The sequence below is a fragment of the Oceanobacillus luteolus genome, assembly GCF_042678205.1.
Lineage (GTDB): Bacteria > Bacillota > Bacilli > Bacillales > Amphibacillaceae > Oceanobacillus > Oceanobacillus luteolus.
This window is the reverse complement of the sequence record NZ_JBHUDE010000147.1, coordinates 1-24,916: the sequence shown is the minus strand read 5'-3', so window position 1 is coordinate 24,916 and position 24,916 is coordinate 1. Positions and strand designations below refer to the sequence as shown.

39 protein-coding genes are annotated in these 24,916 nt (G+C 35.3%); 33 read left to right on the top strand and 6 right to left on the bottom strand.

Translation table 11 applies throughout. From position 1 onward, the window contains the following. Window positions 1-307: 307 nt before the first annotated feature. Window positions 308-1,213, bottom strand: coding sequence for a heme o synthase (gene cyoE, locus ACFSBH_RS15940; protein WP_379598555.1), 906 nt, complete (start codon window positions 1,211-1,213; stop codon window positions 308-310). An 86-nt stretch (window positions 1,214-1,299) separates the two neighbouring features. Between cyoE and ACFSBH_RS15935 the strand changes: the two genes are divergently transcribed. From ACFSBH_RS15935 to ACFSBH_RS15870, 14 genes are all read left to right on the top strand, one after another. Beyond that, window positions 1,300-1,896, top strand: a complete 597-nt coding sequence (locus tag ACFSBH_RS15935; RefSeq protein ID WP_379598553.1) for a TetR/AcrR family transcriptional regulator — start codon at window positions 1,300-1,302, stop codon at window positions 1,894-1,896. A 369-nt stretch (window positions 1,897-2,265) separates the two neighbouring features. Beyond that, entirely contained in the window at window positions 2,266-3,195 is a 930-nt protein-coding gene (gene bla, locus ACFSBH_RS15930) for a class A beta-lactamase (protein WP_251513222.1), read from the top strand. Between the two features lie 292 nt (window positions 3,196-3,487). Further along, a complete protein-coding gene (locus ACFSBH_RS15925) occupies window positions 3,488-4,240 on the top strand; it encodes a tryptophan-rich sensory protein (protein ID WP_379598551.1) in 753 nt (250 codons plus the stop codon). A gap of 454 nt (window positions 4,241-4,694) precedes the next feature. After that, window positions 4,695-5,246: a signal peptidase I gene (gene lepB, locus ACFSBH_RS15920; RefSeq protein WP_251513220.1), complete on the top strand. Its 552-nt coding sequence runs from the start codon at window positions 4,695-4,697 to the stop codon at window positions 5,244-5,246. Window positions 5,247-5,433: 187 nt separating this feature from the next. Further along, window positions 5,434-5,712 carry an ArsR/SmtB family transcription factor gene (locus ACFSBH_RS15915; protein ID WP_251513392.1) on the top strand — a complete coding sequence of 93 codons (279 nt, stop codon included), beginning with the start codon at window positions 5,434-5,436 and terminating at the stop codon, window positions 5,710-5,712. 83 nt (window positions 5,713-5,795) lie between these two features. Further along, window positions 5,796-6,179, top strand: a complete 384-nt coding sequence (locus tag ACFSBH_RS15910; RefSeq protein WP_251513219.1) for a VOC family protein — start codon at window positions 5,796-5,798, stop codon at window positions 6,177-6,179. Between the two features lie 171 nt (window positions 6,180-6,350). Next, a complete protein-coding gene (locus ACFSBH_RS15905; RefSeq protein ID WP_379598548.1) occupies window positions 6,351-6,764 on the top strand; it encodes a VOC family protein in 414 nt (137 codons plus the stop codon). Between the two features lie 60 nt (window positions 6,765-6,824). Then, entirely contained in the window at window positions 6,825-7,142 is a 318-nt protein-coding gene (locus tag ACFSBH_RS15900; RefSeq protein ID WP_379598559.1) for a DUF4181 domain-containing protein, read from the top strand. A 218-nt stretch (window positions 7,143-7,360) separates the two neighbouring features. Then, a complete protein-coding gene (locus ACFSBH_RS15895) occupies window positions 7,361-7,567 on the top strand; it encodes a DUF4177 domain-containing protein (protein ID WP_379598546.1) in 207 nt (68 codons plus the stop codon). Window positions 7,568-7,678: 111 nt separating this feature from the next. Continuing rightward, window positions 7,679-8,122, top strand: a complete 444-nt coding sequence (locus tag ACFSBH_RS15890) for an SRPBCC family protein (protein WP_379598544.1) — start codon at window positions 7,679-7,681, stop codon at window positions 8,120-8,122. Window positions 8,123-8,264: 142 nt separating this feature from the next. Next, complete coding sequence (locus tag ACFSBH_RS15885) at window positions 8,265-8,759, top strand: GNAT family N-acetyltransferase (protein WP_379598542.1); 495 nt, start codon at window positions 8,265-8,267, stop codon at window positions 8,757-8,759. Window positions 8,760-8,884: 125 nt separating this feature from the next. Further along, window positions 8,885-9,070, top strand: a complete 186-nt coding sequence (locus ACFSBH_RS15880; protein WP_379598540.1) for a MerR family transcriptional regulator — start codon at window positions 8,885-8,887, stop codon at window positions 9,068-9,070. Window positions 9,071-9,297: 227 nt separating this feature from the next. Continuing rightward, window positions 9,298-9,525: a hypothetical protein gene (locus ACFSBH_RS15875; protein WP_379598538.1), complete on the top strand. Its 228-nt coding sequence runs from the start codon at window positions 9,298-9,300 to the stop codon at window positions 9,523-9,525. Beyond that, a complete protein-coding gene (locus ACFSBH_RS15870; RefSeq protein ID WP_379598536.1) occupies window positions 9,522-10,544 on the top strand; it encodes an MFS transporter in 1,023 nt (340 codons plus the stop codon). Before ACFSBH_RS15875 ends, ACFSBH_RS15870 begins: the two co-directional genes overlap by 4 nt. Here the strand turns inward: ACFSBH_RS15870 and ACFSBH_RS15865 are convergent. After that, complete coding sequence (locus ACFSBH_RS15865; protein ID WP_379598534.1) at window positions 10,481-11,308, bottom strand: AraC family transcriptional regulator; 828 nt, start codon at window positions 11,306-11,308, stop codon at window positions 10,481-10,483. The genes ACFSBH_RS15870 and ACFSBH_RS15865 overlap by 64 nt on opposite strands. Window positions 11,309-11,669: 361 nt before the next feature. Between ACFSBH_RS15865 and ACFSBH_RS15860 the strand changes: the two genes are divergently transcribed. The 6 genes from ACFSBH_RS15860 (at window position 11,670) to ACFSBH_RS15835 (ending at window position 15,030) form a co-directional block, all read left to right on the top strand. Then, window positions 11,670-12,419 carry an alpha/beta fold hydrolase gene (locus ACFSBH_RS15860; RefSeq protein WP_379598532.1) on the top strand — a complete coding sequence of 250 codons (750 nt, stop codon included), beginning with the start codon at window positions 11,670-11,672 and terminating at the stop codon, window positions 12,417-12,419. A 142-nt stretch (window positions 12,420-12,561) separates the two neighbouring features. Beyond that, complete coding sequence (locus tag ACFSBH_RS15855) at window positions 12,562-12,792, top strand: hypothetical protein (protein WP_379598530.1); 231 nt, start codon at window positions 12,562-12,564, stop codon at window positions 12,790-12,792. 42 nt (window positions 12,793-12,834) lie between these two features. Continuing rightward, window positions 12,835-13,179 (top strand): ASCH domain-containing protein, encoded by a 345-nt coding sequence (locus tag ACFSBH_RS15850; protein WP_379598528.1) that lies wholly within the window; start codon window positions 12,835-12,837, stop codon window positions 13,177-13,179. 164 nt (window positions 13,180-13,343) lie between these two features. Further along, on the top strand, window positions 13,344-13,781 hold the full coding sequence (locus tag ACFSBH_RS15845; RefSeq protein ID WP_379598526.1) for an NUDIX hydrolase: 438 nt from the start codon (window positions 13,344-13,346) through the stop codon (window positions 13,779-13,781). Between the two features lie 84 nt (window positions 13,782-13,865). After that, window positions 13,866-14,564 (top strand): class I SAM-dependent methyltransferase, encoded by a 699-nt coding sequence (locus ACFSBH_RS15840; RefSeq protein WP_379598524.1) that lies wholly within the window; start codon window positions 13,866-13,868, stop codon window positions 14,562-14,564. Next, complete coding sequence (locus ACFSBH_RS15835; RefSeq protein ID WP_379598522.1) at window positions 14,545-15,030, top strand: tetratricopeptide repeat protein; 486 nt, start codon at window positions 14,545-14,547, stop codon at window positions 15,028-15,030. Before ACFSBH_RS15840 ends, ACFSBH_RS15835 begins: the two co-directional genes overlap by 20 nt. A 63-nt stretch (window positions 15,031-15,093) precedes the next feature. Here ACFSBH_RS15835 and ACFSBH_RS15830 read toward each other — a convergent pair whose 3' ends face one another. Continuing rightward, window positions 15,094-15,714, bottom strand: coding sequence for an NAD(P)-dependent oxidoreductase (locus ACFSBH_RS15830; protein ID WP_379598520.1), 621 nt, complete (start codon window positions 15,712-15,714; stop codon window positions 15,094-15,096). Between the two features lie 342 nt (window positions 15,715-16,056). Between ACFSBH_RS15830 and ACFSBH_RS15825 the strand changes: the two genes are divergently transcribed. Both ACFSBH_RS15825 and ACFSBH_RS15820 read left to right on the top strand, forming a co-directional pair. Next, on the top strand, window positions 16,057-16,356 hold the full coding sequence (locus tag ACFSBH_RS15825) for a YfzA family protein (RefSeq protein WP_379598518.1): 300 nt from the start codon (window positions 16,057-16,059) through the stop codon (window positions 16,354-16,356). 103 nt (window positions 16,357-16,459) lie between these two features. Further along, on the top strand, window positions 16,460-16,714 hold the full coding sequence (locus ACFSBH_RS15820; protein ID WP_379598516.1) for a YfzA family protein: 255 nt from the start codon (window positions 16,460-16,462) through the stop codon (window positions 16,712-16,714). A 167-nt stretch (window positions 16,715-16,881) separates the two neighbouring features. On the opposite strand, the gene ACFSBH_RS15815 is transcribed toward ACFSBH_RS15820, so the two are convergent. Further along, window positions 16,882-18,153, bottom strand: coding sequence for a hypothetical protein (locus ACFSBH_RS15815; RefSeq protein WP_379598514.1), 1,272 nt, complete (start codon window positions 18,151-18,153; stop codon window positions 16,882-16,884). A gap of 702 nt (window positions 18,154-18,855) precedes the next feature. On the opposite strand from ACFSBH_RS15815, the gene ACFSBH_RS15810 reads away from it, so the two are divergent. From ACFSBH_RS15810 to ACFSBH_RS15790, 5 genes are all read left to right on the top strand, one after another. After that, complete coding sequence (locus tag ACFSBH_RS15810; protein WP_379598512.1) at window positions 18,856-19,266, top strand: hypothetical protein; 411 nt, start codon at window positions 18,856-18,858, stop codon at window positions 19,264-19,266. Window positions 19,267-19,268: 2 nt separating this feature from the next. Further along, window positions 19,269-19,634 carry a MazG nucleotide pyrophosphohydrolase domain-containing protein gene (locus ACFSBH_RS15805; RefSeq protein ID WP_379598510.1) on the top strand — a complete coding sequence of 122 codons (366 nt, stop codon included), beginning with the start codon at window positions 19,269-19,271 and terminating at the stop codon, window positions 19,632-19,634. Window positions 19,635-19,649: 15 nt separating this feature from the next. Beyond that, window positions 19,650-20,099, top strand: a complete 450-nt coding sequence (locus tag ACFSBH_RS15800) for a GNAT family N-acetyltransferase (RefSeq protein ID WP_379598508.1) — start codon at window positions 19,650-19,652, stop codon at window positions 20,097-20,099. A gap of 123 nt (window positions 20,100-20,222) precedes the next feature. Next, on the top strand, window positions 20,223-20,642 hold the full coding sequence (locus ACFSBH_RS15795) for a flavoprotein (protein WP_379598506.1): 420 nt from the start codon (window positions 20,223-20,225) through the stop codon (window positions 20,640-20,642). Window positions 20,643-20,663: 21 nt separating this feature from the next. Further along, a complete protein-coding gene (locus tag ACFSBH_RS15790) occupies window positions 20,664-21,179 on the top strand; it encodes a GNAT family N-acetyltransferase (RefSeq protein ID WP_379598504.1) in 516 nt (171 codons plus the stop codon). Between the two features lie 79 nt (window positions 21,180-21,258). On the opposite strand, the gene arr is transcribed toward ACFSBH_RS15790, so the two are convergent. Beyond that, window positions 21,259-21,675, bottom strand: a complete 417-nt coding sequence (arr, locus tag ACFSBH_RS15785; protein ID WP_379598502.1) for an NAD(+)--rifampin ADP-ribosyltransferase — start codon at window positions 21,673-21,675, stop codon at window positions 21,259-21,261. 464 nt (window positions 21,676-22,139) lie between these two features. On the opposite strand from arr, the gene ACFSBH_RS15780 reads away from it, so the two are divergent. From ACFSBH_RS15780 to ACFSBH_RS15755, 6 genes are all read left to right on the top strand, one after another. Beyond that, on the top strand, window positions 22,140-22,577 hold the full coding sequence (locus tag ACFSBH_RS15780) for a GNAT family N-acetyltransferase (protein ID WP_379598500.1): 438 nt from the start codon (window positions 22,140-22,142) through the stop codon (window positions 22,575-22,577). Window positions 22,578-22,733: 156 nt separating this feature from the next. Then, window positions 22,734-22,991, top strand: a complete 258-nt coding sequence (locus ACFSBH_RS15775; protein ID WP_379598498.1) for a hypothetical protein — start codon at window positions 22,734-22,736, stop codon at window positions 22,989-22,991. Window positions 22,992-23,021: 30 nt separating this feature from the next. Next, window positions 23,022-23,357 carry a hypothetical protein gene (locus ACFSBH_RS15770; RefSeq protein WP_379598496.1) on the top strand — a complete coding sequence of 112 codons (336 nt, stop codon included), beginning with the start codon at window positions 23,022-23,024 and terminating at the stop codon, window positions 23,355-23,357. Window positions 23,358-23,466: 109 nt separating this feature from the next. After that, window positions 23,467-24,045, top strand: a complete 579-nt coding sequence (locus ACFSBH_RS15765; RefSeq protein ID WP_379598494.1) for a hypothetical protein — start codon at window positions 23,467-23,469, stop codon at window positions 24,043-24,045. 107 nt (window positions 24,046-24,152) lie between these two features. Further along, on the top strand, window positions 24,153-24,497 hold the full coding sequence (locus tag ACFSBH_RS15760) for a hypothetical protein (protein WP_379598492.1): 345 nt from the start codon (window positions 24,153-24,155) through the stop codon (window positions 24,495-24,497). Window positions 24,498-24,504: 7 nt separating this feature from the next. Next, window positions 24,505-24,687: a type ISP restriction/modification enzyme gene (locus ACFSBH_RS15755; protein ID WP_379598557.1), complete on the top strand. Its 183-nt coding sequence runs from the start codon at window positions 24,505-24,507 to the stop codon at window positions 24,685-24,687. Here the strand turns inward: ACFSBH_RS15755 and ACFSBH_RS15750 are convergent. Further along, window positions 24,684-24,916: hypothetical protein (locus ACFSBH_RS15750; protein WP_379598490.1), on the bottom strand; the 233-nt coding region annotated here is incomplete at its 5' end. The two genes, ACFSBH_RS15755 and ACFSBH_RS15750, sit on opposite strands and share 4 nt — an antisense overlap.

Sequence of the window (24,916 nt, the reverse complement as noted above, 5' to 3'; positions counted from 1 at the left end):
CACACAGAGGCTCCATGTCAAGCCTTCACATATCTATTCAAATAAGCTTCAAAGCACAACCAAAAAACTAACTTAAATGTGTCCTAAATATTGACGTAGATCCATTATCTAAAATCTTTTTGGGATGGGTAACTGCTCCTTATAAGAAAGAAAAACAAAGATAGAAGTCAGAGAAAGAAATTACTATTATAAGCGGATGGCTTATTACAGAGTAAAAAAGTCGAATCCAAAACATATGGAATTCGACTTTTTTAGGTTAATATATCACTCTCTCTTTGGTTATTCCTATTATTTTTCTATCACAATTTTATAGATCAAAAATAATACCCATAAGAGAATATATAATTACAGTTGAGAAAAGAGTTGTCATATGGATCAAGGAATAAATAAACATTGATTTTGCCCAACTCTCCGAATCCATCCTCCTGTAACCGAAAATACTTAAACCTAGCCATATAACGCTTAAAAGAAGTGATACTAACATAAGCCCAATGCTTAAGGAACTAAAAAGAAAACTTGTTGCAATTAATAAAATTAAATAAAAGTTAGTTTGTAAGTAGGTTCTCCTAATTCCTTTTACAACTGGCAACATAGGCACCTTCGCAGCCCTATATTCCTTGTGTTTTCTGATAGCTATGGAATAGAAATGTGGCATTTGCCAAATAACTGTGATGACAAACAATCCCAAAATAGCAGGATGTGTGATGTCTGGATAAATAGATGACCAACCGATCAAGGGCGGCATTGCTCCCGATATGCTACCAATCTCTGTATTATAGATTGTTCTTCTTTTACTCCACATGGTATAAGGAACGATATAGAAGAACAACCCAAGAAATCCTAATAAACCAGCTAATAGAGTGGTTAGTGAAAGAGCTAAAACGCCAAGAACCGCCATGGATACAGCAATTACTAGAACCTTACCTGTTTTTATTTCTCCTGTAACTGTGGGTCTATTTTTTGTTCTTTCCATTAATGAATCAATATCACGATCGTATAAGTTGTTAAATGCTCCAGCAGCACCAATTACTAAAAAGGTACCTATCAATGCTAAAACAATATTATCTAATCTATCAAGTGGATTTATCTCATAGGTATAGAGTGATAATGTTAATCCTGCAAGCATGGGAATCAGATTTGATTTGATAATGCCAGTTTTGATTGTTTTACTTAAAATCGATGAATGTTTAGCTATGTATTCATTAATATGCATTTTTTTCACACCTTAGCTATTGTCATTTATATACCTGGTGGTATATAAATACTATATAGTATATTTGTGGGGAAAGGAAGAGAAATATGTTTAGACAAAGGCTTACTCAAGAAGAGAGGAAAAAGGAAACACGCAACTTATTAATAGAGTCGGCGATAGCTGCTTTTTCGACATTTGGATACCAAGGGACTTCGATTGATAAAATAGCTGAACAGGCGGGATTCAGTAAAGGTGCATTTTACGCTCACTTCACTTCTAAAGAAGAGATATTTTTGACGATATTAGAAGAACAGATGAGAATACACGCTTCCGTCATCCAAGGGAAAATTACACAACAAAAAAGTCTTGCTGAACTTATTGAACAAATGGAGAAGTATTTCTTAACTGTTAGAAATGAGAGTAAAACAGTAAGTATGCTAAACTTAGAATTCTTGCTTTATTCCATGAGAGACGAATCTGTACGACTCAAGTGGAGAAATCTAATAAACAACACAGTTAAGGAGATCTCAACCACAATTGACCAAATGCTAATAAGAGAAAATATAGACTCACTTCTGAGTGCAGAAGAAATAACATGGACAATCCTCTCATTAGAAAATGGACTAATGATCTTTTCACATTTGGGCGAAGATTTTCCAAATAAATTATATGGCAAAGCTGTAAGGCAATTGTTTTATAACTAATGTAAATTTAATTTACTCAGTAACAAGGTAATAGAAGCTTGATTCTTATTAGCGGGGGTGTTGGTCCAGATAGGGATTAACGCCTTTTTTGTTGAGGAAATTGTACCAAGATAGAATAAAAAGTTATGCCTGCTTATTCGGTGTAGCGCTTTATTATTGTTGAAAAACTTCTTATAAAACTCTTGCTGAAGAAAATTATTACTTAAAGTATTTACAGATATTTAATTAATATAATTTTTTTAATAATTAGGATGAATGGAATGGTAATTATTGTTAAAATTAATCTAAGCTATTGTGTTTAAGGTGAAATATCGAGTATGAAAATCCAATCATTCATGGAAAGATAAAAATTAGAAAGAGGTTAAAACCTTGAGAAAAACATATAAACATAGATTCCGGACGCACCTTTTTAGACTACTGTTACTGTTATTCATAGGGGTAGCACTCACTGCTTGTGGGAATAAAGAAACATCAACGAATTCTCCATCCAAAGAAGAAATTGAAACGAAACCAAAAGTAAATACAGATGAAGATTTTGCTCAACTTGAGGAGGAATTTGATGCTCTGGTCGGTGTATATGCGATTGATACAGGAACAAATGAGACGATTGAATATCGATCAGATGAGAGATTTGCTTTTGCCTCAACTTATAAAGCTTTAGCGGCAGCTATCTTGTTACAACAGAACTCACCGGAAGACCTTGAGGAAGTTATCACTTATACAGAAGATGACTTGGTTCCTTACTCTCCGGTTACAGAAAACTACATAGATAGTGGGATGACTCTTTTAGAAATTGGTGAAGCGGCAGTTCGACAGAGTGACAATACCGCTGGGAATCTTTTATTTGAGGCAATAGGTGGTCCTAACGGTTTTGAACAGGCCTTACGTCATATTGGTGATAATGTTACGCAAGCGGAACGATTAGAACCTGATTTAAATGTATTCACTCCAGGTGATACGCAAGACACCAGCACACCGAAAGCCCTTGCGACTAGTCTTCAGGCTTTTGCATTAAGTGACATACTTTCCGAAGATAAAAAAGAATTGTTCAATGATTGGCTAAAAGGAAATGCTACAGGAGATCCACTGATTCGTGCGGGTGTACCTGAAGATTGGATAGTTGGTGACAAGAGCGGAGCTGCAAGTTACGGAACAAGAAATGATATCGCAGTCGTTTGGCCACCAAACAGAGAGCCAATTGTTGTTGCGATTATGTCCCGCCATCAGAATGAAGATGCCAAATATGATGATGTGCTAATTGCTGAAGCTGCGAAGATTACAATAAACGCTCTTAAGTAAATGCTAGAGGGGGATAATTTAGATAATTTAAAAGGGCCATTTCCTAGAAGAGTGGATGGAAGAACTATTGCTTGTCGAAAGCGAATTATGCCCAGCTAATTAAAAAATTCTAATTATATGATTGCTTTGTATCAATAAAAGAAAAACGACAGTCTAACGTTTTAATCGCGTTAGACTGTTTTTTAATAGTTCGTCTGGGGTAAGGATTAGGGAAAGATATCAACGAAAGGAAGAATAAGATAGTCGAGAAATGAGGATTGTTTAATTCTCGATGTATAAAAGGAGTGAGGACGTGACAGCACACAGAAAATGGGTCATTGGATATTTTTTAGCTTTTATTGTCATGATAACGATGAATTATACAGTAGGGATGAGCGGAACAGATGTAAGTGATGCAGCGAATAACAACGAGGCCATCATCCAGCCTGCTGGATTTTCGTTTTCCATATGGGGATTGATTTATATACTATTGTTCATCTGGATGATATATCTCTTCTTTTCAAAAAAAGATAAAAGCTATATTACAGCACGCTTGAAGTTCTGGCCGATTCTTAACTTTTTATTAAATGGCGTATGGATTATCGTTTTCACTCAAGAGTGGGTGCTTGCTTCTGTCATTATAATCGCAGCACTGCTTTATACACTCGCTATGATATTTACCTCAATTAGTGAAACGAATTATCATTGGTTTGACAGACTTCCATTTTCCATATACTTTGCTTGGGTAACCGTAGCAACTATCGTAAATATATTTACACTGACAACAGCAAACAATGTGGATACGATTTTGGGAATGGGTGAGCTGACATGGACAATCATCGTTTTGATTGTTGCGGCATTGATTGGTTTGGCGATTGGTTTATTTTTCAAAGACTGGCTGTACCCTCTCGTGTTAATTTGGCCGTTTATAGGAATTTATGTGAATAGTGGAGGTGTTTCCACTGGTCTTGATGTTACACTGGCGGTAATCAGTATAGCCCTTGTCGTTGTTGCCGCTGTCGTTATCGTCAATAAAGTGCAGTCCCTTCAGACGAGGACACAGTAAAATCAAAAATTATTCTCGCCATCCTAATTTGGATAGCCTTTAAGGTAAAAACTAACACAAAAATAGTTCCCAGCATTAATAATTGTTTGGGTCTATTTTTGTGTCATTTGATCTTATCGTTTACTAACAAAGGATAATTGTTCTTAGGGACGGTATACTTATTGAAAGTGATATGGGGTTTTAGGGAGTAATTATTCCGATATTATCTCTATTATTCATCATTTCTTTAATTGCGGTGATTACCTTGTCGAAGCCACTTAACCCATCCTCAATCTACACTCCAATATTTGTAATGATTAAATCAAAAAGTGATGAAATATATTTAAGTTAAGGCTTCCCTTCTTTCAGAAGGAGTTTGCACATTTGTTGTAGAAGTATAGTTAAATGAGCGGCACCTATATCACGTGATCTCAATTGAAGTAATTACTAATTGAGTCGAGGGAGGATTCTCGGAATGGCAGACGTAAAGAAGCAAAATGAAGTTTGGGAGTGGGGCAAGGCCCTTTTTATAGCAATAGCTATAGCTTTTATTATTCGTATTTTTTTATTTACACCAGTTGTAGTTGATGGTTCTTCGATGGAACCTACACTACACGAAAATGAGCGTTTGATCGTAACAAAAATAGGTGAGCCAGATAGATTTGATATTATTGTTTTTCATGCACCGAATAATGAGGATTATATTAAGCGGGTAATTGGATTACCAGGAGACCATATTGAGTACAAGGATGATGTTTTATATATAAATGGAGAACCATTCGATGAACCTTATTTAAATGAATATAAACAAAAGGTAAATGATGGACCTTTAACTGATTCATTTACATTACAAGAGACTCCAGTAGGAAGTGATCTAGTGCCAGAGGGGCATCTATTCGTAATGGGGGATAATAGAAAATACAGTAAGGATAGTCGACATATTGGCGCTATCCCAATGGAAGAGGTTGTAGGTAAAACAAATATTGTTTATTTTCCTATTCAAGATATAAAAGTGATTGGCAAATGAATTTCATCTAAAAATAGTATCCTATACTGGCGCTGTACCTGAAAATCGTTGAGCCGCATTGTCGGCTCTTTTTTGTTCAATAAATGAGGGTTCCAACTACTAATTAGTAATTTAAATTATGCTTGACATGCAACCTTTGGGTTGTTTATACTTGACGTGCAACTTGTTGGCTGTTTATACTCGATTTATGAATACGGACAAAGATATTATTTTCAAAGCACTTGCAGACTCGACTCGGCGACTAATACTAGACGAACTTTCCGATCGTGACGAGATGACGTTGTATGAGCTGAATGCACGTCTAATTATGAATCACGAACTTTCTATTTCACGCCAAGCGATTACAAAACATCTAAACGCATTGGAAGATGCAGGGCTTGTCATATCAAAACGCAAGGGGAAATATCGAGTAGTCATTTTCAACAAGGACCCACTTAAAGATTTGCTGAAGGGATGGATAGAATAAAGGAGCAAGGAATTTATTTTTCCACTTGTAGTTGGTTACTAGCCCAACATCACGATTCAAAATTTAAAGGAGACGAAAATAAAATGAAAATTGTTGTTACAAGTATATTCGTAGAAGATCAAGATAAAGCATTGGAATTTTATACAGAAACGCTTGGCTTTATTAAAAAACAAGACGTTCCAGCAGGAGAATTTAGATGGATAACAGTTGTATCTCCCGATAACCAAAATGGGACGGAGCTTGTACTTGAACCAAATGACAACCAGGCGGCGAAAGATTATCAAAATAGTTTATTTGAACAAGGCATACCAGTAACCATGTTTGGTGTTGATGATATCCAAAAAGAGTACGAAAGGTTATTGGAACATGGTGTTAAGTTTACGATGGAACCGACGAAAATGGGAGAAATTACATTGGCTGTCTTTGACGACACATGCGGCAACCTTATTCAAATCGCTCAACTGTAATTTTTTATTAAATAAAAGGGTGTGTTAATTCGAGAAGGATTAACCGCCTTTTTTTGTTGAGTTGTATGGATGGGCAGAATAGTTGAAGGATTAAAATGTTAGAACTTTTGCAGGAGAAACGTTTCAAGGAAGAGAACTGTATATTATCAAATATTCAAGGGGAGATTTCATGTGGATGAGAAATTGTTAAGGATTGGAACTACCTATATCCCAGTAAATAATATAGAACGTTCAACGGAATGGTATAAAAATAAATTAGGTGCAGAGGTAAGTTATCAAGATGAAGACAAAGGAATTATTAATTTAGCAAACCAGAGTATTTTTCTGGTGAAATCCGATGAACATCAAAGTTCCAATTTCATTGATATCTACGGAGAAGAACGCTTTTCAATAACATTTGAAGTAGATGGTCTAGATGCATTGAAAACAATACATAAGGATTTTATTGATAAGGGCGTTAAAGTTGGAGAAATTGAAAACAGAGGTCACTCTGGCAGGAATTTTGTCTTTTATGATATAGATGGCAATAAATTCGATGTATGGAGCAAGCTTAGTCCAAGTTTTAAAGAGAGATTCTATAAATAATTAGAGGGTGGTAAGTTGCTTCATATTGCTATTTTATTAATTTCAGTGTTAGTGATTAAAATGGCATTGATAAAATTTCTGAAGAAAAAATATAGTATTGTACCTGACCCTGGAGAATACATACATATGAATGATACACATAAATGGGGGGAACGGGGATTGATTCAATGCGCAATCATTTTCTTGATTATATCCTTTTTTTCTCACCGTATCCTGTTTTTATATTTCTTTGTAATAACTCTTTGTATTGGTCTAGGATTTCGTACTTTTATGGAATATAAATATGAACGGGAACAATGTGTGTATATTATTACCTTTATAGAAACTATCAGTGTATGCATAATGATCATTGGAGCATCCATTTTGTACTATGTTTGATGTAAATTCGAAATACATTTTTCCGCTATGGGTGGCAAAGAAGAGCAACGCGAAATTTCTGCGTTGCTCTTTTACATTTTATAATTACTCTACATACCACTCTTAACTTGCCGTAAGTTAAATAAATTTTACAACAATTCCGATGCAAAAATGTTAGAGTTGTATTATATACATTTTAAGAGCATGGTAACCATCTAAGATAGGAAAGGGAGATACATATGTTTGAATACAAATTTGAAAAAGTTTTATTAGGGGAGCCACGTTTCGGTTTTAAGGATAGTCAGCCTTTAGACGATTATCATGAAATCATCCATGAACACGCGAGAGAAGGATGGAGGCTAGTACAAATTTTTTCTCCGAGCATAGATAATCATAAGGGAACGGCGACTTACTTTGAATTAATTTTTGAAAGAAAAGTAGACTAAATACATATTGAAATGTACTAACGGGTGCGATCTTTAAGAAGGATTGGCACCCGTTTTGTTGAATGTATAAAGGACGGGATTTGAATAATTAAGGGTATGGAGGAAAGTAGAATGCCAGAAATAAACCATAAAACATACATCAAGGTACCGGTTGAAAAAGTGTACAAAACGATTTCAACTTCTCAGGGATGGAATGCTTGGTTTACAGATGAAACATCTCTAGTGATAAACCCAGATGGAACGGGAGATTTGCGATTAAGATGGACAAATTTCAGCAGTGAAAATGAAACTATTGAAGATGGCGGGAAAATACTTGAGGCAATCCCAAACAAAAGATTTGTTTTTCAATGGTCACCAGGAGAACAAAGTTCAACAGTAACTTTCAATTTTGAACCTTATAAAGAAGGAACGTTGGTAATCCTACATGAAACTGGATATACAAATTCAGAAAGAGACTTAAAAGCCTGCATTGATTGTGCAACAGGTTGGGGAGAAGCATTAACACTACTAAAGATATACTTAGAGCATGGAATTGTGTATAAACAGGATTTATAATTTTTAACTAGTTGCGTTTCTTCGATAAGGAAGGAACGCTCTTTTATTAAGTTTTTGTAAAAGATCTAAGGTGGAATGTCCTCTTGTAGTATAATTGAAAAAATAAAAATAGTAATAAAATATAATGTTGGCGGTGTGATTAATGGAAAACAGACCTATCGTAAAAGAATACTCTAATGAAAATCAAGATGAGGTTGTAGATTTAATTCTTCAAATTCAGCAGCAGGAATACAATATATCCATAACAAAAGATGACCAGCCTGATTTGTTCACTATCGAAGAGTATTATCAAACGGGCAAGGGTAATTTTTGGGTTGCTCTTTATGATAGCGAGGTGGTTGGTACAATTAGCCTTTTAGATATAGGAAATGGTCAAGTTGCACTAAGGAAGATGTTTGTTAATAAGGAGTTTCGAGGATCTACATATAAAACTGCAAGTCTTTTACTAAATACTGCAATGAACTGGGCAAAAGGACGGTCTGTTAAAGCAGTGTTTCTTGGAACTACTCCGCAATTTCTAGCCGCCCATAGATTTTATGAAAAAAACGGATTTATAAGTATATATCTAGATGAGCTGCCTAAGAATTTTCCAGTGTTACAGGTTGATAAAAGGTTCTATAAGTATGTGCTTGAGTAAAAGATACATCCTAATCCAACTCCGAAAATGATTTAATCTGGAAATAAGGATAAGGACAAGCTATTATAAGTTTATCCATAACTTATCATAAGCTATCGGTATTTAATAATAGGGAGTGAAAATTTGTGAAGACAATAGATGAAGTTTCAAAAGAGCTTGGAATTGACGAAAATGTCTTGCAGAACTGGGAAAAGAAAGGATTTCTTGGTGAGGTGGCTCAAATCAATGGCAAAAAAACGTACAATGAAGATCAAATCGTACGTATCAAGTTTATCCAACAGCAGGTAAAGGAGCAACTTAAAAAGGGATGAAGTTTCATCTCGAAAGTATTTAATCTATAAAAATGGCTGCTTGTATATAAAAGGATTGTTTCTTCAGAAAGAAACGATCCTTTCTTTATTTGGTCTGTTTACCTACGTATATTGAAGGACACTGATTTTATAGACAGGATTGATAAAGAATCTTGTAAGAAAACTTAGCAAGATTAGTAAAGAAATCACCTCAAATAATAAGTACACTCAATTTGAGGTGATTTAATATGTATTTACAAGTGATAAAACATAATAAAAATGTACTGTTTTACTTATTAGGTGCCGGGTTTTCTAGTTTGGGGAATGTTATATCTGGCTTAGCTTTCCTATTTATAGCTTATGAGATGACCGAATCAAGTATACATACGACTGGTATCGCGATTTCACAAGTGGTACCATATCTTTTATTTGGATTAATTGGAGGAGTAATTGCTGATTGGGTGGATAAAAAATGATGTTAGTAATAATTGACTTTATCAGAGTGCCTCTAACGTTATCACTAGTGCTGTTTTACCAATTAGATGTTCTAAATTATTGGCATTTAATAATAGTTAGCTTTCTTATCCAGTGTTTAGGCTGTGTTTTTAATCCTGCTCATAGGGCTATCTTACCCATAATAACAAAGGAAGCGGAAAGATCTTCTGTTAACAGTTTACTCGACACAGTTACAAGGGGGATTACGGTATTAGGACCAATTGTTAGTATAGTTTTAATGAATACAATGAACGTAATACACTTTTTTACATTCGATGCGCTAACCTATCTTATTAGTGCAATTCTTATCTCTAAAATCCAATTCACGGAAAATAATTTAACAAGTGAAGGTCCAAGCCAAAGAAAAATAAAAGATATTTTTATCTCCATAAAGGATTTTTTAATTTGGGTAAAAAAGCAATCGATAATCCGAACTTTGTTTTTAGTTACAGTTATCATTGTGTTTTTCAATACGTGGGTATGGCAAGTCGGTTTACTACTGCAACTAAAAGAAACGACTCCAAATGGAGAGGAGCTTTATAGCTTACTTTTAGGATGGTATGGTGCTGCTGTAATCGCAGTTAACTTGCTTATGCCATTAATATGGAAAAAATTAAGTTTGAAAATTTATTTGTTTGGTTCGTTGATTTGGGGAATAGGCATTCTCCTTTTAGGATTTGCGTATATCCTTCCATTTTATTTCATTGGAATATTAGTTGCGGCAATAGGATTACCTATATCCGGCTTATCTCGAGTTTATTTGTTACAGAAATATCTTCCCACAGAAAAACTAGGCAGGGGCTTTAGCTTTAATGCATTTCTTTTGTACTTATCAAATGCTGTTTCTCTTGGTGTATTCGGATTTGCTTCTTCCTTCTTGTCTACAAGAATCCTTTTTGTAGTATGTGGAATGATGATGGTTATTTGTTCAGCTGTTTATTTATTAACCATTTCTCGAAAAGCACCAGGAGTCATCCCGTATAATCGTTTAAATAATTGATTGTAGACTGTAACAGAAGAAAACCCACAGTCCATTGCAATATTTAGCACCGTTTTATTGGTTGTTTTAAGCATTTCCTGACTTTTGATAACTCGGTAAATTTGTAACCAAGAGTAAGGTGAAATCCCTAAAATATCCTTAAAGTAATGGGCAAATTGAAATTTACTTAAATTTGCTATTTTTGCCATCTCATCTAATGACCATGAATGCTGATAATCCTCTTTTAAAGCTTGGATTGTTTTGTGAATTTGTGGATCTATTGTTTCATAGTTATTTAAATTAATATCCTGCGTATGTGTTCCGATGGCACTTTTCAGTATTAGTATTGCCAACTGAGTGAAACTGTGTTCCAAAAAAATTTCCATTGATCTAATATCATCTTTTTCAAGTCGTACGAAATCTAGTACAAAATTAACCCAGCTTGATATTTGAGTGTTCTTCTGGGTGCTGGTAGCAAACTGAATATCATGGTGAACAGGATATAGAGATTGAGAGATTTCATTAATGAAAGAAGAGTTCAATTCAATTAAAAATTTGCTGTCGTCTATTGCTAGTTGTTTATGTTCATCTTCGGGATTGAATAAAATGAATTGTTTGTCATTAAGGGTAATCTGGTTTCTATTCGTTTGGTAATCTATATTTCCTTGTAAAGAATAAATGAATTTATAACAATCATCTGTACGCCAGTTGCTTTCTTGGTTGAAATCTTTTTTAAATAAAAGAACTCCATGATTGTTTTCCAGTAGTAATTTTGTTGAGCTCAAATAATCACCTTCTTATATCTTATAAAAATTGTATCACAGTGAGAAGGAAAATAAATGCAGCAAGCATTTATAGGCGCTGAATCTAGTCTAATCTAAGGTTTACCCCTAAAGGAAGGAAAACTGCAAGTTTTTGTTGAATATAGATAATAGGGATAGTATCTCAAAGCCAAATAATGACCGGAATTAATTGTAGGTATATCTGGAGTAGAGCATGTATGGATAACCCTTTAGTGCCGGCCGAAAGCCTTAATTATTCCTTCAATATTTAACTGAATATATAGAAGAAATCCTAGAAATGAAACGAAGACAGTCATGGTCATGGGCATTGTCTACTTTTTTCAGGGAAAGGAGATTAAAATAAATGGATCTTCATTACGAAATTAAAGGAAACGGAAAGCCGGTTATACTACTTCATAGTGGAGCTATGGATTCACGTGACTGGGAATTCATCACACCACATCTATCAAAGTCGTTCAAAGTGATCACTCCTGATGTCCGAGGTGCAGGGAAATCACCCGTTCCGAATGAACCCATTGATTATGTTGAGGATCTAAGAAAACTCTTGGATCATCTTAAAATTAAGAAAGCAGCCCTCGTTGGACATTCCCTAGGTGGACAAATTGCGACTGATTTTACTCTGACCTATCCAAAAAAGGTATCTCAACTGGTGTTGGTTGCTCCTGGCCTCTCAGGGTTTAAATTTTCTTCCGAACATGCGGAATTAGAGAGCCGAGTTTCTAAAGCTGCACCTGATGTCGAGAAAATGGCTAGTATAATATTAAGCGAGCCTTCCTGGAGCGTTTCTTTCGGAAAAGTATACGATTTATTGCGCGAGATGATGGTGCATAATATTCAAAAGACTTTTGATTGGAAAACATTCAAAACTTCCTCTAATTCAGCGATGGAAAGATTGGGAGAAATTAAAACGAAGACACTTTTTATCATAGGTGAGAAGGACTCAGAAGACCTCTTTAAAATCGCAAAATTATATAAGGAAATTCCCAATATTGACTTTGTGCGTATACCCGATGCTAATCATATCATCACCTTGTCCCATCCTAAGGACGTTTCCAACCACATCAATCATTTTTTGAACTTACTAGAATGGTAATAAGTTCCGGAAGTGGCCGGAAGAAAGAACAATTAAGGAAATAACCAATATCTATGATTATAAAGAGAATGAAAAACGGAGATTCTCCCCTTTATAAAAAAATAGTGGGTACACTCCTTTTTATTGAAGGGCGGTATATAAAATGGACTTATTCCTTTGGATAACTATTGGTTTTATTATAGTTGGGCTTGTTATTCTTACCTCTATGAAAAAGAGTATGGAAAGTAAACTTGCATTTATTAATTCAAATAATGTAGATGAAGGAAGCTTAAAGCAAGCTAAATCTATCATTTGGTGGATAGTGGGCACCACAGCTTGGGGAATAGGAAGTATGATTCTTATCGTATCGTGGTTTCATCATCACTTTGGATAAGTATTTTACTTTAGCAGAAAATGATAACTTGGAGTGAAGAAAATGGAACACCATATGGGACTCTATGAAACACCTTTTCATTCAATGAAGTCAGAAAAAAAGAAAGTGGAAGTGAGATTGAATGATGAGAAAAGGAGAAAAGTAAAAGTAGGAGATACGATTAGACTCACAAAAGTTCCAGATAGAAATGAAACATTGACAGTTGAAGTTATTGAGTTAAAGGAGTATCCAACATTTAAGGAAATGTATGAAACCATTCCTGCAGATGATTTTGATGCTGTAGGTGATTCCATTGAAGAAATGGTAGAACGGACTTATAGAATATATACTCCAGAGCAAGAAAAGGAATGGGGCACATTGGCGATTACCATTCGATTATTAGATTAAGGATTAAACCTGTGGGACTAATTAATTGAAGGGTACAAAGACATTCTAAAAGAGTTGTCAAACCGACAACTCTTTATATATATGCCTGACTTTTTATTAAAAAAACTCGTAACCGAAGGATCGCTCCTTAAATGGGACAAACAAAGATAGAGGGGGAGAACTGATTGAAGAGAGTTGATGTTGCTTATGTACTTTTGTTAGATGAGCATAATGAAAAAGTATTGATGGTAAAAAATAGAGGAGAAAATTCCTCTTACTATACACTTCCTGGTGGCGCAGTAGAATATGGAGAAACATTAGAGGCGGCTGCTATTCGCGAGGTTAAGGAGGAAACTGGGTTGGATGTTGAAATAGATGAGGTGTTTACAGTAAGTGAAGCATTTATTGAAGAACGAGGACACCACGCAGTTTTCTTTACTTTTACTGGAAAAGTTGTGGGTGGAGAAATAGAAATCTCAATTCCTGAAGAGATTGAGGAAGTTACTTGGATGGAAGCTGATTTGGCAGAAATATACGCACATATTCCAAGTGAATTGAAAGGGCTGATAAAGAAAAAGTCTACAATTCCCTATATCAATAGAGGACGGGTCGTTCATAGTTAAGGATATTCATTTTCTATCATGCAGTAGGATCGTTTAACAAGACAATGGGTTTATAATCAAAAAATCTATTATGAGGTGTTTCCAATGAAACAGGGAGTTTGGGAGAACGAATACAAAAGCGTTGAAAATTTATGGGGATATAATCCAAACCATGTATTATCCACCTACATAGATATTATTCCTAGGAGCGGTAAGATTTTAGATATCGGAATAGGAGAAGGAAGAAATGCCTTCTTTTTTGCTAAGCAGGGGTATGAGGTGGAAGGGATAGATATTTCTGAGACGGCTATCAATAGGTGTTTGCAGCTGGCCGAAAAATACAACCTTCCGATAGATACTAAAGTTGGTGACATTAGAGAATACGAGGTTAAGAAAGATAATTACTCTTTAATCATTCTATCCAATGTATTGAACTTTTTCTCAGTTGAAGATATTGTTACCATCATCAGCAAATTAAAGACTGGATTAAAAGAAAACGGTTTAATATATATAAATGTATTTGATAACGAAGAGCCTAGTATATTAAAAGCAAAAGAAAGATGTAAGCAGGTAGCTGAATTTACATATTACGATGAGAAAAATAAAATGTACCATCATTATTTCACTCAAAACGAGCTTGAGGATCTGTTGGCAGACTATGAAACAATCAGCTTAGTGAGGTCGAAGTTTTTAGATCTTACCCACGGACATCCGCACTATCACAGTACATTAGAAATTTTATCTAAGAAAAATGAAACTAACTTAATCATTGGAGGTGACAGTGGTGGAAAAAGAGTTAAATAATGCAATTGATTTACGTAAGAATGGAAATTACAGAGAATCTAACGAGATACTTCTAAAATTGGTACAGGAATTTCCAGACCATGCATCGATTAACTATCAGTGTGCTTGGAGTTTTGACTTACTAGGAGAAGAAGCGAAAGCAGTACCTTTTTACGAAAAAGGAATCAGGTTAGGGTTGCCTTCAAAGGAATTGGAAGGAGCTCTATTGGGATTGGGCAGTACATATAGAACATTAGGGAAATATAAAAAATCAAAAAAGACCTTATTAAAAGGAATTGAACTATTCCCCAATAATAAAGCAATCCAAACGTTCTATTCCATGACCTTATATAATTTGAACGAACATGGTGAAGCGATGGAGCTATTACTAAATTGTTTAATAGAAACGACAAGTGACGCCGAGATTATAAGCTATAAAAAAGCAATTGAGTTCTATTCGGATAAATTAGATGAGGTTTGGAAGTAGTTTGTAAAAAGGTGTATTTAAAGAACGGGCGCGATCCTCCATAAAGGAGGTCGCGCCCGTTTATCAGTAGGCGATACCCACACGAGATTTAATATAATCTCTCGAAGTGATCTGGCTATAGGTAAACTCCGCTGTATCTGGTACTGAAATTTTAGCCCCATTCTCCGGCAAAAAATCACGTTCTATACGATATTCACCAATTTTTTCTCCGTCAGGTAAATAGGTGGGACAAACAATCGTCCAGTCGAGTGTTGACTCTTTCAGGATATCATAAGCTTTATGATGATCTTCCGCAGCACGAGTTGATTTTCGTTTTGATTCACTGGACTGATACCGCAGTATCTCTGGTGAAGTTCTACTTTGTAAGATACCTGCCGTCCCGACAGTTATAATTCGCTGTATCCCTTCATTTTCCATAGCTTCAATAATTAGTGGCATACTCTCAGACAGGGTGGTTGTCCCATCCGTATTCAGTGCACTTATAACTATATCCATTCCATGCATGGCTTGAGCGATATCAGCTTTATTTAAAACATTCCCTTGAGTAATAGTTAAATTTTCATCATTTATTTCTATTTTCTTCGGATTTCGAGCGAACGAAGTGACTTGATGGTTGTCACGTAGAGCATTGCTGACTACTGCACTTCCAACTCTTCCAGTTGATCCTAAAACTAATATATTCATAGTAATGCGCCTCCTCACAATCACTTTACTATAAAAGTTATCTATTGTCCTTTGAATAACTTTATTGGTGAAGCGGATGGATTGTTTTCATGATGGAATGTGTACCTTAAAAATTTCATCATCATATATGTGTTTTTGTGTGTTTTTTGAAAATAGTCTTGTAAGGGGATTTAAATGTATATATAATATATACTGTGTATATTATGTATATACGGTTTGTTTTATAAGAAATCATCTTTGTACATAAAAACAGACCAGAGTGATTGTCTACGCATCATACGTCTTCCTAATGATTTTTCTTTACATTTATTGTTATCTGATATAGAAAGGAGGGCTTATCGCATGTTTGATAATCAAGATGATAATCACCCTATTAGAACACGAAGTTGGATTCTTCCCCTGGGGATATTTTTAGGTTTGCTATTTATTATGTTTTTCATTGATAGTTCGTCATGGACAATAAATTTTCGAGAGGGGACTTTCGTTGAAAGGAAGGTTCTCCATTCCAGATTCTTTACTGACTGGTTTACTCCATATAGTAAATCAGAGTTAAACTTCCTTACTTTATTAATTTCAATTATTTTTCTCCCTGAAGTTATTATCAATGCCATTAAACAGATGAAAATGAATAAACAAAAATAATTTGTTTTACCAGCTCTATGAAGTTGAGGAAGAGTAGGTTTTAACTTAGCTTATTATAAATCTCTATACCTTTTAAAAATAATAGTAAGGGAATGATGCTCAGTTGAGAAAATGGTTGAACAATCTTGGCTTTTTTCTAATTATGACGGTTCTTTTATTCATTGTAGATGGCACGTTTTTATTGAATAATTTTGAGTTGGGGGATTTCGGTGAAAGGATGTTACGTACAAAACTTTTTACTGAATGGTATAACTTCTATGATAACCAACTATTTAATGTAGTTTCCTTCATTGCATTGCTCCAATTTTTGATTACTGGGTTATATGTTTTTTCATCTAAGCTATGGAGTAAAAAATAAAACTTCATATGCAATCTTATATTCTGAAGTTTGTAAGTATGGTAGAAATGGCAAAGTGCTAACTCACAAATACTTATGTAAGAAACTGACGTATTGGGATCATACGTCAGTTTCTTACATATACGAAATTATTAGCTTAATAGTTTTTAAAGGGTAATTAAATAATATTAACTTAGTCTTGTTAAGGTGATTGCCGCATTAACAATTGTTGCCCCGTCCGCCGTAGTAGCCAAAGTATCAGGCGTGGTTCCGATGTTTCGGAGTGTTAATGTAGCTCCATTTGGTATAGTTAAAATTACAGAGCCTGTGGCTATTCTTGTTGTATTAGTTGTACCACCTATCTGACCATAAGCAGTTGAAGGTTGGGGTGTTCCGTTAAGGGCTAATGCGAACACTAAAGAGGTGTTCCATCCTGAAATTAATACGTTTACTTCATACCAAATTCGGTAAGCACCACCATTTGCAATGTTGATAGTTGCAGTTCCAGGTGTATGAGTAACTCCTCCAAATAAAGAGCTGTTTGCACTAAAAGTAACATTACTATTCGCAGCCACGTTTTGAGCTCCGGTATTGTAAACATAACCATAAGCTGCAGCCAAAGTACCAGCTGCGCCAGTAGGTCCTCTAGCGCCCGTGGCCCCGGTTGGACCTCTAGATCCAGTTGCACCAGTAACTCCTGTCGTTCCGGTAGCTCCAGTTGGACCAGTCGTTCCTGTTGCCCCAGTGACCCCGGTTGCACCCGTCGGTCCAGTTGCTCCGGTTGGTCCTGTAGCTCCAGTTACTCCGGTTTCTCCCGTTGGTCCTGTAGCTCCCGTAGCTCCGGTGGCTCCTGTAGCCCCGGTCGCCCCTGTAGGCCCTGTAGCTCCAGTTACTCCGGTTTCTCCCGTTGGTCCTGTAGCTCCAGTTACTCCGGTTTCTCCCGTTGGTCCTGTAGCTCCCGTAGCTCCGGTGGCTCCAGTTGCACCCGTTGGCCCTGTAGCTCCGGTGGCTCCTGTTGCACCCGTCGATCCTGTAGCTCCGGTCACTCCGGTGACCCCTGTTGGTCCTGTCGCGCCAGTTGCTCCAGTTATCCCTGTAGCTTCAATATCTACTACGGCTGATCCTTCACTTATAGTTATATCTAACGTATCAGATTCGAATATTAGATTTTCTCCATAACCAAGAGCTACACTACCACCTTCACCACCAGTACCGCTTAGTATATTAAACAGTGATTCGCCAGGAACTAGTACTCCAGTAGCCCCAGTTGGCCCCGTGGCGCCAGGGGGTCCCGTTGGCCCGGTAGGCCCAGTAGGTCCGATTGTTCCAGTAGGAGAGTCGGGTACATTTACTATCCAATTAGGAACCCTCCTTGGAAAGGAATCAGTTCCTGGTTTTTCAATCCTTGGTTTACAGGGGTCTGAACAATGTTTATTGTCTTTTTTGGTTATATAAGACACCTCCAATCTTTTATGTTTAATATTTAACGAACAGATAGTAGTAAGGATTAATACATTAATCTAATACCTGACGATTTTGACGAGGCTAGTTTTATTGAAAGCTAGATTTTATGAACAATCCTTTCTGATTAATCCTCAAGCCCTAGAATTCATTACGATAAAACCGTTCCTCCTTTACGAGAAGTTAGATATACTCGTCGTGGATCTTTTGGAAATATTTCTTCATCAGATGAGTTAATGGAAGCGGTATATGCAGGAGTGTAGTTCGTCAATTTAGTCTGTCCGGTTAACTATTTCAGTTGGAGTTATAAAATCTAAGAGAATTCTTTTTAATAATCGGTCATCTGTATATCTGGTTGTTGACTATTCTTGCCACTAAAAATTACACTCCTCTGAGTGCTCCGTTAAATACTAGATTATTCATATTGCGAGTCGATTGTATGGACATTCATAGTTAGACCCGAAATTTTAACTGAAATGGTAGTAAATACTCTGATTGCTGAAGTATTTGAAAGCTGAGAAAGAATAAGTTAGGCAGAGGAGTAAAAGTTGAACTTACTTGACGAGGAAAAAGCAAATAGAGTGTTTAAATCATTAAAAGAGTAGGAATCCTTCAAGAAGGAATAGCATCTTTTTTGTGGAATATATAGTATAAGGGGAAATTTTCCATATTGGGAATTTATAAAAAGAAAGGAAATAGGTATGAGCGAATATAAACGAATTATTTTAATCATCCTTTTTATTCCATTGGTTATTCTCGTCATCGCTTGGATTATGAATCTTTTTTATCCAAGTAGCTTTACGATCGCGGCTAAAATTTATTTAGGTTATTTGATCACGCTGCTTAGTGTATCCATAGCCTGCTTGTTGAGTGTAGGAAAGGTCGAAAAAAGAAAGTATCAGTTATGGGGAATAACTATTATGCTGTTAATTTCAGCACCCTTGGCTTTTTCCATCGGATTTACTGTTGCAATTATTGAAAGAGATGGTTTTGCAGCACTGATAATGTTATTTATATTTCCGATTTTATTCATTATTGGACTTATCCTTTTGTTAGTCGGTGTATTTAAAAAGGGTATCAGTCGGGGACACTCAGATTTGAAAGGTGTGTAAACGTGGAGAATGATAAACAATTAACGTTTGATGAGTTACAACGTTACCTTGCATTGAAATACAGTGGGGGACATACTTCATCTGCTCTATTTATGAAACTGGTAGAAGAAATTGGTGAAGTCGCTGAGGTGCTTAACCAATTAGAAGGAAGAAAAGAAAATACGGAGAAAACATCTCTAGAAAAAGAGTTAGTCGATGTTATCCACTATGTGGTAGCAATCGCTAGCATCAATCATATCGATTTAACAAATGCAATTATTGAAAAAGATAGAGAAGCAGCAATTAAATATAATCACTCACCCAATTTAGAGGAATTTTTAGAAGTTAAACATAAGGAGTATAAATCTCCAGTTGAATCGCACTTTTAAGATGGAGGGATACTTTTGTCGTTTAATTATCGTATATTTAACTCAATGCCCACCAATGATGTTTTAAAAGGAATGGAGGAGTTGCATAAAGAAATTTTTGGGACTCCAGATGATTTGATTAATAAAATGAGTAGTAAAACTAAATTGTTGGTCATTGTAGCAATGGACGGTAAGAGAGTTATTGGATATAAGATTGGATATGAACTGGATAATCGTACGTTTTATAGTTGGCTGGGCGGAGTGGATCCGAATTACAGAGGGCAAGGTATTGCTTCTATGTTGATGGAAAAACAACATCAGTATTTAAAAGATGAAGGTTATCGTGTTGTTCAAACAAAAACAATGAATAGATGGCGTCATATGTTAGTTTTGAATATAAAAAATGGTTTTGATGTTATGGATACTTATACAGATAAAAATGGATTACATAAAATAATTCTTGAGAAGAGGTTATTAGATGAATGAGTGTTGTCCTTTTCATATGAGTCCTAATTAAAACGGGAACATATGAAGCAGGATTAGCATCTTTTTTGTTGAATAAATATAGGAGCTAGGAGCAGTAAGAGAATGCAAAATGGAGGAGATTTTATGGAAAACAATTCATTCCGTAAGTTTCTTGATTCGTATTTAGAGATTTGGAGAAATTCATCATTGACCGACATGAAAAATATTATATCCGAGGAATTTAGTGCTAGAGAAATTTCAGACGGTGAAATCGTGGACTTTGGTTATGAAGAATCAGTATCTGGTTGGGAACAAGGCTTTGCATTTGCAAAAAAAGCAGAGAACGAATGGGATCTAAATGAAATATCTGTAATACCTCTAGGGCAGGATGAAATGATGGCTATCTTAGCTGCTACATTAGTTATTGATGGAAAAAAGTTAGACAATGTGAGTTTGTTTTTTAAAACGTTCAGAAAGCAAGAAAACAGCGATTGGAAATTAATCAGAAGTTACATAGAAACAGGAGTACCTTATGAAAATATTAAAAAAATCCAATTCAACTAACATAATATTAGGAATATGAATATGGAATATACAAGCTACAGGTTGAATGGATATGAAATCTCTTTAGCAACAAGTAAGGAATCAGACCAGATTATCTCCTTATTGAAAGATGCTGCAAAGTGGCTAAAGGAAAGGCAAATTGACCAATGGGGATTCCTGGCTAGCGGAGGGGAAGACGAAGGAATAAGACAGGCAATCCACAATAAAGAGACCTTTATCGTCAAAAGGGATGGGGAAATCGTGGCCACGTTCACACTCTATTTGGAACAAACTGAATGGGACCAGCATGTTTGGGGGAGATTGAATGATGAAGCAGTATACCTCCATCGCTTAGCATTAAGTCGTTCCGAAATCGGATCCGGCTTGGGAAAAGTAGTTTTACAGTGGATGGTTAATCATCTTAGAAACGAAGGAAAAAGTACGCTCAGATTAGACTGTGTAGGGGATAACGTGAAACTGAATGAATTTTATCTAAACAATGGTTTTGAGATGGTAGGTACAAGTGATGGACATTCGTTGTATCAAAAGAATTTATAACCATAATTTCATGTAATTGAAGGAGTCCTACGAGTGGTGGTCCGAATAAGCACAACCACAACTCATAGGACTCAAACATTTAATCTTCCATAACTGCATTTCCTTGTTCACTCAGTTTCTTCAATGAGGTGACCATATGATCTATTTCTTCATCGGTATGTCTTTCCCAAGCCCGCAGTTCTGCTATAATTTTCAAGGGAGATTTGGACCGATAAGAACGGGTTGGGTTTCCTGGAAATCTTTTGTCGGTCAAATTTGGATCATTTTCAAACTCACCTAATGGTTCCACAATATAAATTCTTTCTTTAGAGGAGGAGCTTGCTAATTCAGCGCCCCATTTAGCAGCGTCTAAAGTTGCAGTAAAGTAGATATGATTGGATTTCTTATCTTGATAATTTGATAAATGTTGGGGCTCCAACAAATCTCCAATCTTTAGTTCAGCTTTCGTACCGTGGAAAAAAGGTCCTTGATCCAAGACAACTTTATTGTTATTCATATGGACACACCTCTCTATGATTAAATTTGTATAACTACTATAGTACAGGGACGGCCAAAAGAATAGTCTATAAATAATCGTGGATCCGTAGTATAATATAGTTAGACAGAATGATGGCAGGCAACATCTGCTGTTGTTTTAATATGTGATCAACGAGAGCATTAATCTGAGTGGGATTAATGCTCTTTTTTATTAAATTTATGTATAAAGTAAAAAATCATGTAATAATTATTTGGGATTAATACTCCCTAGGATATGCGAAGATATCTATAAATTAAGCTACGTGCGTGGTCCAGGGGGAATCATTTTAGCTGAGAAAATTAAATAAGCTGATTTTATTTATTGTATCTAACGAATTCGTCAAAAAGGAAACCGTTGTCATTTATTATAGGTAGAGGGTATTTTGTAAAAGTAGACAGTGTGTTAGAATTAGGAAAATGTTGGTAAAATTAGGGGGAACATAAATGGATAAAACAACAATAGAGGTTTTGCAATCTGAAAATGAAATTATGCGGGCGTTTCCTGTAATGAAGCAATTACGGACCCATCTTGATGAAAAAGCATTTCTGGGACTAGTTCTAGAGGCAAAAGCGAAAGATAGATATAATCTTGTGGCGTTGATCGATGATGGAGAAATCGTTGCAGTAGTCGGTTTTAAACCGATGATCACTCTATATTATGGTAGATTTGTTTGGGTCTGTGATTTAGTGACGGACGCTAAAAGACGTTTAAAAGGCTATGGAGAAAAATTACTTCAATATGTTCACGGATGGGCAAAAGAATATAATTATGAAAGTGTTGCTTTATCCTCGGGTTTACAAAGAACGGACGCGCATCGTTTTTATGAAGATAAAATGAACTATGACAAAGTAAGCTATGTGTTTAAAACGTCCTTAAAATAGCGAAGTCGAATAATGATTATCTTACAGGAGTTCGGTCCTTTAATTCTGTCTAAATTTAAACTTTTGTATACATATTCTCTTGCGAAGGCATCGAACTTTTTATTGAGCTCATCCTTCAGGGGCAGTTTTTTAACAACAAAAATGGAGAGATGAATTTTGAAAGAAAATAAACTAGCACTGTATTTCAATATGATTTTGGGTACGATTGGAAGCATACTCATTGCATTAGCTGCAGTTTGGTATTCAAGTAAAGTGAATGATCTCGTAGGAAATGCGTTCATACTATTCGGTTTTATTTTAGTGATGGGTTATATCAGCTACCTGGAAAATAATGCAGGAATAAGTAAAAAATTGACTTGGTCTAGGGTCATCTTATCTATTATTCTATTTATTTGTATTGTGTTTTCAATGTAGAAAATGTATGGCTAAAATGGGGGATAAGCATTGAAAGAATTCGAGTTAAGTTTTAAAAATAAATATGTAAAAACGTGGTTTATTTGGATGATTCCTTTAATCATACTTACGTTGATATTATTTATTTTTTTGCCATTATCATATCATTGGATACCAGCTCTTCTTTTAACCATCGGTGCAAATATCTTTTATGCTTGGGTGAAGTTGGATAAAAGGAAAAATCGCGGAATAAAGATGAATAAATATAATAGAAATATTATATTCATTGTCTTTACAGTAATCATGTCATTACTGATTTTCACATATTGGTTTAAGTTAAATTTTGGTTATGGTCAATTATTTCTGATTATTGCTGGAGGGTTATGAGAAAAACTACTAAACTTAATTATTGTAAGAGATTAGGGTTGAGAGAACATGATAGATTTTATTAAATTACTTGGGGGATGAAATGAATAGATTATGTTCGAAATTTCTAATGGCTTTATTTTTATTATTTTTGTGTGCCTGTAATAACAGTAATTCCACTGAAAACAAAATTTCAGTTGCGGAATTAACAGACCGGGAGAATGCCATCCTTACGACAACGTCAGATAAATCATTTGTATTCGATTTTGAGTTGGAGGATGAGCATACAGAAGTATCGGTCTGGATTGAAAAATATGAAGCCGGTGAATTGGTCGATGATCAGTTAATGGAATTGACTTCACATGTAAGCAAAGATGGCTCCATTATTTTTTCAAATCCTAAGGACAGTACTAGGGAAGAGTACCTTCCATTCTATATTGGAATAGGCAGCGAGGGGAGCGTTGCTTCTATAAGCAGTTATGATAATCATGCACAAGATTTGGAAGAGATGGCGAGTGTATGGGGAAGCTTTCCAGAAAATCTCACATTCGATCAAGAGGAAATGTTGCTTGCGGGTATTTGTTATTCTGACAATGAAAGTGGACTAAGCTCACTTACTACAGATTTCTATCAAAATCCTGAAGGCAATATAAATGATTTGAAAGATTATAACGTCATATATCTCCTTAAAGCGAAGTTTATTAAATAATGCTGATGGAGCGATTTCTTTTTTAGGGCAGTGAAAGATTTTTAGTATGGGAATTATAAAGTGTAAGGCAGTCGCTTATTGTGCTAAATCCAGAAGGGGATATGTGTATGAAGATTATTCAAATTATTTTCTCATTGTTTCCAATTCCTTTTTTATTTCACTATTACGAGTACAATAGTCATCTTGCTAAACAAGAAGCTGTTTTTTTATTTCCGGGATTTCTGTTGTTCATCATTATTGTAGGCATACTAATGAGGAAGATCAAATTATCTTTATTCCTGGCTTTTAGCATACTGATGACAATTATTTCTTTACTATTAGGTAACTTATTTATTGTCGACGATGGCAGTTGGTTTAAACCATTTGGTAGAGACGTGGCAATTATATTTATATCCATAGTATATATTTTGGGGCAGTCGATCGTAAGGTGGATTAGTAGGCCTATACCGTAAACCAGCAATCGAATGGATTATTGATCAGTATCAAGTGAAAACGGATAAGAAGTCAGGTATTATAGATGACCCTAACTTGTATTCAGATGATGAACGCTACATTTTCAATTTGCTATTACGCATAATTAATGTATCAGTTCAGACGGTAGATTTGGTTAACAGTTTGCCGCCATTAGAAATTGTAGATTAATCAAGTGATGTACCTAACGAAATAAATAAAAAGATCGGTATTGTATAATGCCGGTCTTTTTTGCTTGAATGAACTTCCATATTCCCCAAAGAAACAAGAGGTATTTTAAGAAAAAAGTGGGTGTAATGTAAGCCCGAACTAAGAAATTTTATAATAGAAGCAACTAAAATTAAAAACAGAAACGCCAAATAACCGTGAATCTGAGATGTTTTAAACAGATTTACGGTTA

Coding starts and splice junctions, on each gene's coding strand:
- ACFSBH_RS15935 (WP_379598553.1), top strand. CDS start 1,300: ATGTTTAGACAAAGGCTTACTCAAGAAGAGAGGAAAAAGGAAACACGC.
- ACFSBH_RS15830 (WP_379598520.1), bottom strand. CDS start 15,714: ATGAATATATTAGTTTTAGGATCAACTGGAAGAGTTGGAAGTGCAGTA.
- ACFSBH_RS15760 (WP_379598492.1), top strand. CDS start 24,153: ATGAAGATTATTCAAATTATTTTCTCATTGTTTCCAATTCCTTTTTTA.
- ACFSBH_RS15900 (WP_379598559.1), top strand. CDS start 6,825: ATGGCATTGATAAAATTTCTGAAGAAAAAATATAGTATTGTACCTGAC.
- ACFSBH_RS15870 (WP_379598536.1), top strand. CDS start 9,522: ATGATGTTAGTAATAATTGACTTTATCAGAGTGCCTCTAACGTTATCA.
- ACFSBH_RS15790 (WP_379598504.1), top strand. CDS start 20,664: ATGGAATATACAAGCTACAGGTTGAATGGATATGAAATCTCTTTAGCA.
- lepB (WP_251513220.1), top strand. CDS start 4,695: ATGGCAGACGTAAAGAAGCAAAATGAAGTTTGGGAGTGGGGCAAGGCC.
- ACFSBH_RS15860 (WP_379598532.1), top strand. CDS start 11,670: ATGGATCTTCATTACGAAATTAAAGGAAACGGAAAGCCGGTTATACTA.
- ACFSBH_RS15890 (WP_379598544.1), top strand. CDS start 7,679: ATGCCAGAAATAAACCATAAAACATACATCAAGGTACCGGTTGAAAAA.
- ACFSBH_RS15825 (WP_379598518.1), top strand. CDS start 16,057: ATGTTTGATAATCAAGATGATAATCACCCTATTAGAACACGAAGTTGG.
- ACFSBH_RS15895 (WP_379598546.1), top strand. CDS start 7,361: ATGTTTGAATACAAATTTGAAAAAGTTTTATTAGGGGAGCCACGTTTC.
- ACFSBH_RS15810 (WP_379598512.1), top strand. CDS start 18,856: ATGAGCGAATATAAACGAATTATTTTAATCATCCTTTTTATTCCATTG.
- ACFSBH_RS15915 (WP_251513392.1), top strand. CDS start 5,434: ATGAATACGGACAAAGATATTATTTTCAAAGCACTTGCAGACTCGACT.
- ACFSBH_RS15910 (WP_251513219.1), top strand. CDS start 5,796: ATGAAAATTGTTGTTACAAGTATATTCGTAGAAGATCAAGATAAAGCA.
- cyoE (WP_379598555.1), bottom strand. CDS start 1,213: ATGCATATTAATGAATACATAGCTAAACATTCATCGATTTTAAGTAAA.
- ACFSBH_RS15765 (WP_379598494.1), top strand. CDS start 23,467: ATGGCTTTATTTTTATTATTTTTGTGTGCCTGTAATAACAGTAATTCC.
- arr (WP_379598502.1), bottom strand. CDS start 21,675: ATGAATAACAATAAAGTTGTCTTGGATCAAGGACCTTTTTTCCACGGT.
- ACFSBH_RS15780 (WP_379598500.1), top strand. CDS start 22,140: ATGGATAAAACAACAATAGAGGTTTTGCAATCTGAAAATGAAATTATG.
- ACFSBH_RS15875 (WP_379598538.1), top strand. CDS start 9,298: ATGTATTTACAAGTGATAAAACATAATAAAAATGTACTGTTTTACTTA.
- ACFSBH_RS15885 (WP_379598542.1), top strand. CDS start 8,265: ATGGAAAACAGACCTATCGTAAAAGAATACTCTAATGAAAATCAAGAT.
- ACFSBH_RS15840 (WP_379598524.1), top strand. CDS start 13,866: ATGAAACAGGGAGTTTGGGAGAACGAATACAAAAGCGTTGAAAATTTA.
- ACFSBH_RS15795 (WP_379598506.1), top strand. CDS start 20,223: ATGGAAAACAATTCATTCCGTAAGTTTCTTGATTCGTATTTAGAGATT.
- ACFSBH_RS15855 (WP_379598530.1), top strand. CDS start 12,562: ATGGACTTATTCCTTTGGATAACTATTGGTTTTATTATAGTTGGGCTT.
- ACFSBH_RS15850 (WP_379598528.1), top strand. CDS start 12,835: ATGGAACACCATATGGGACTCTATGAAACACCTTTTCATTCAATGAAG.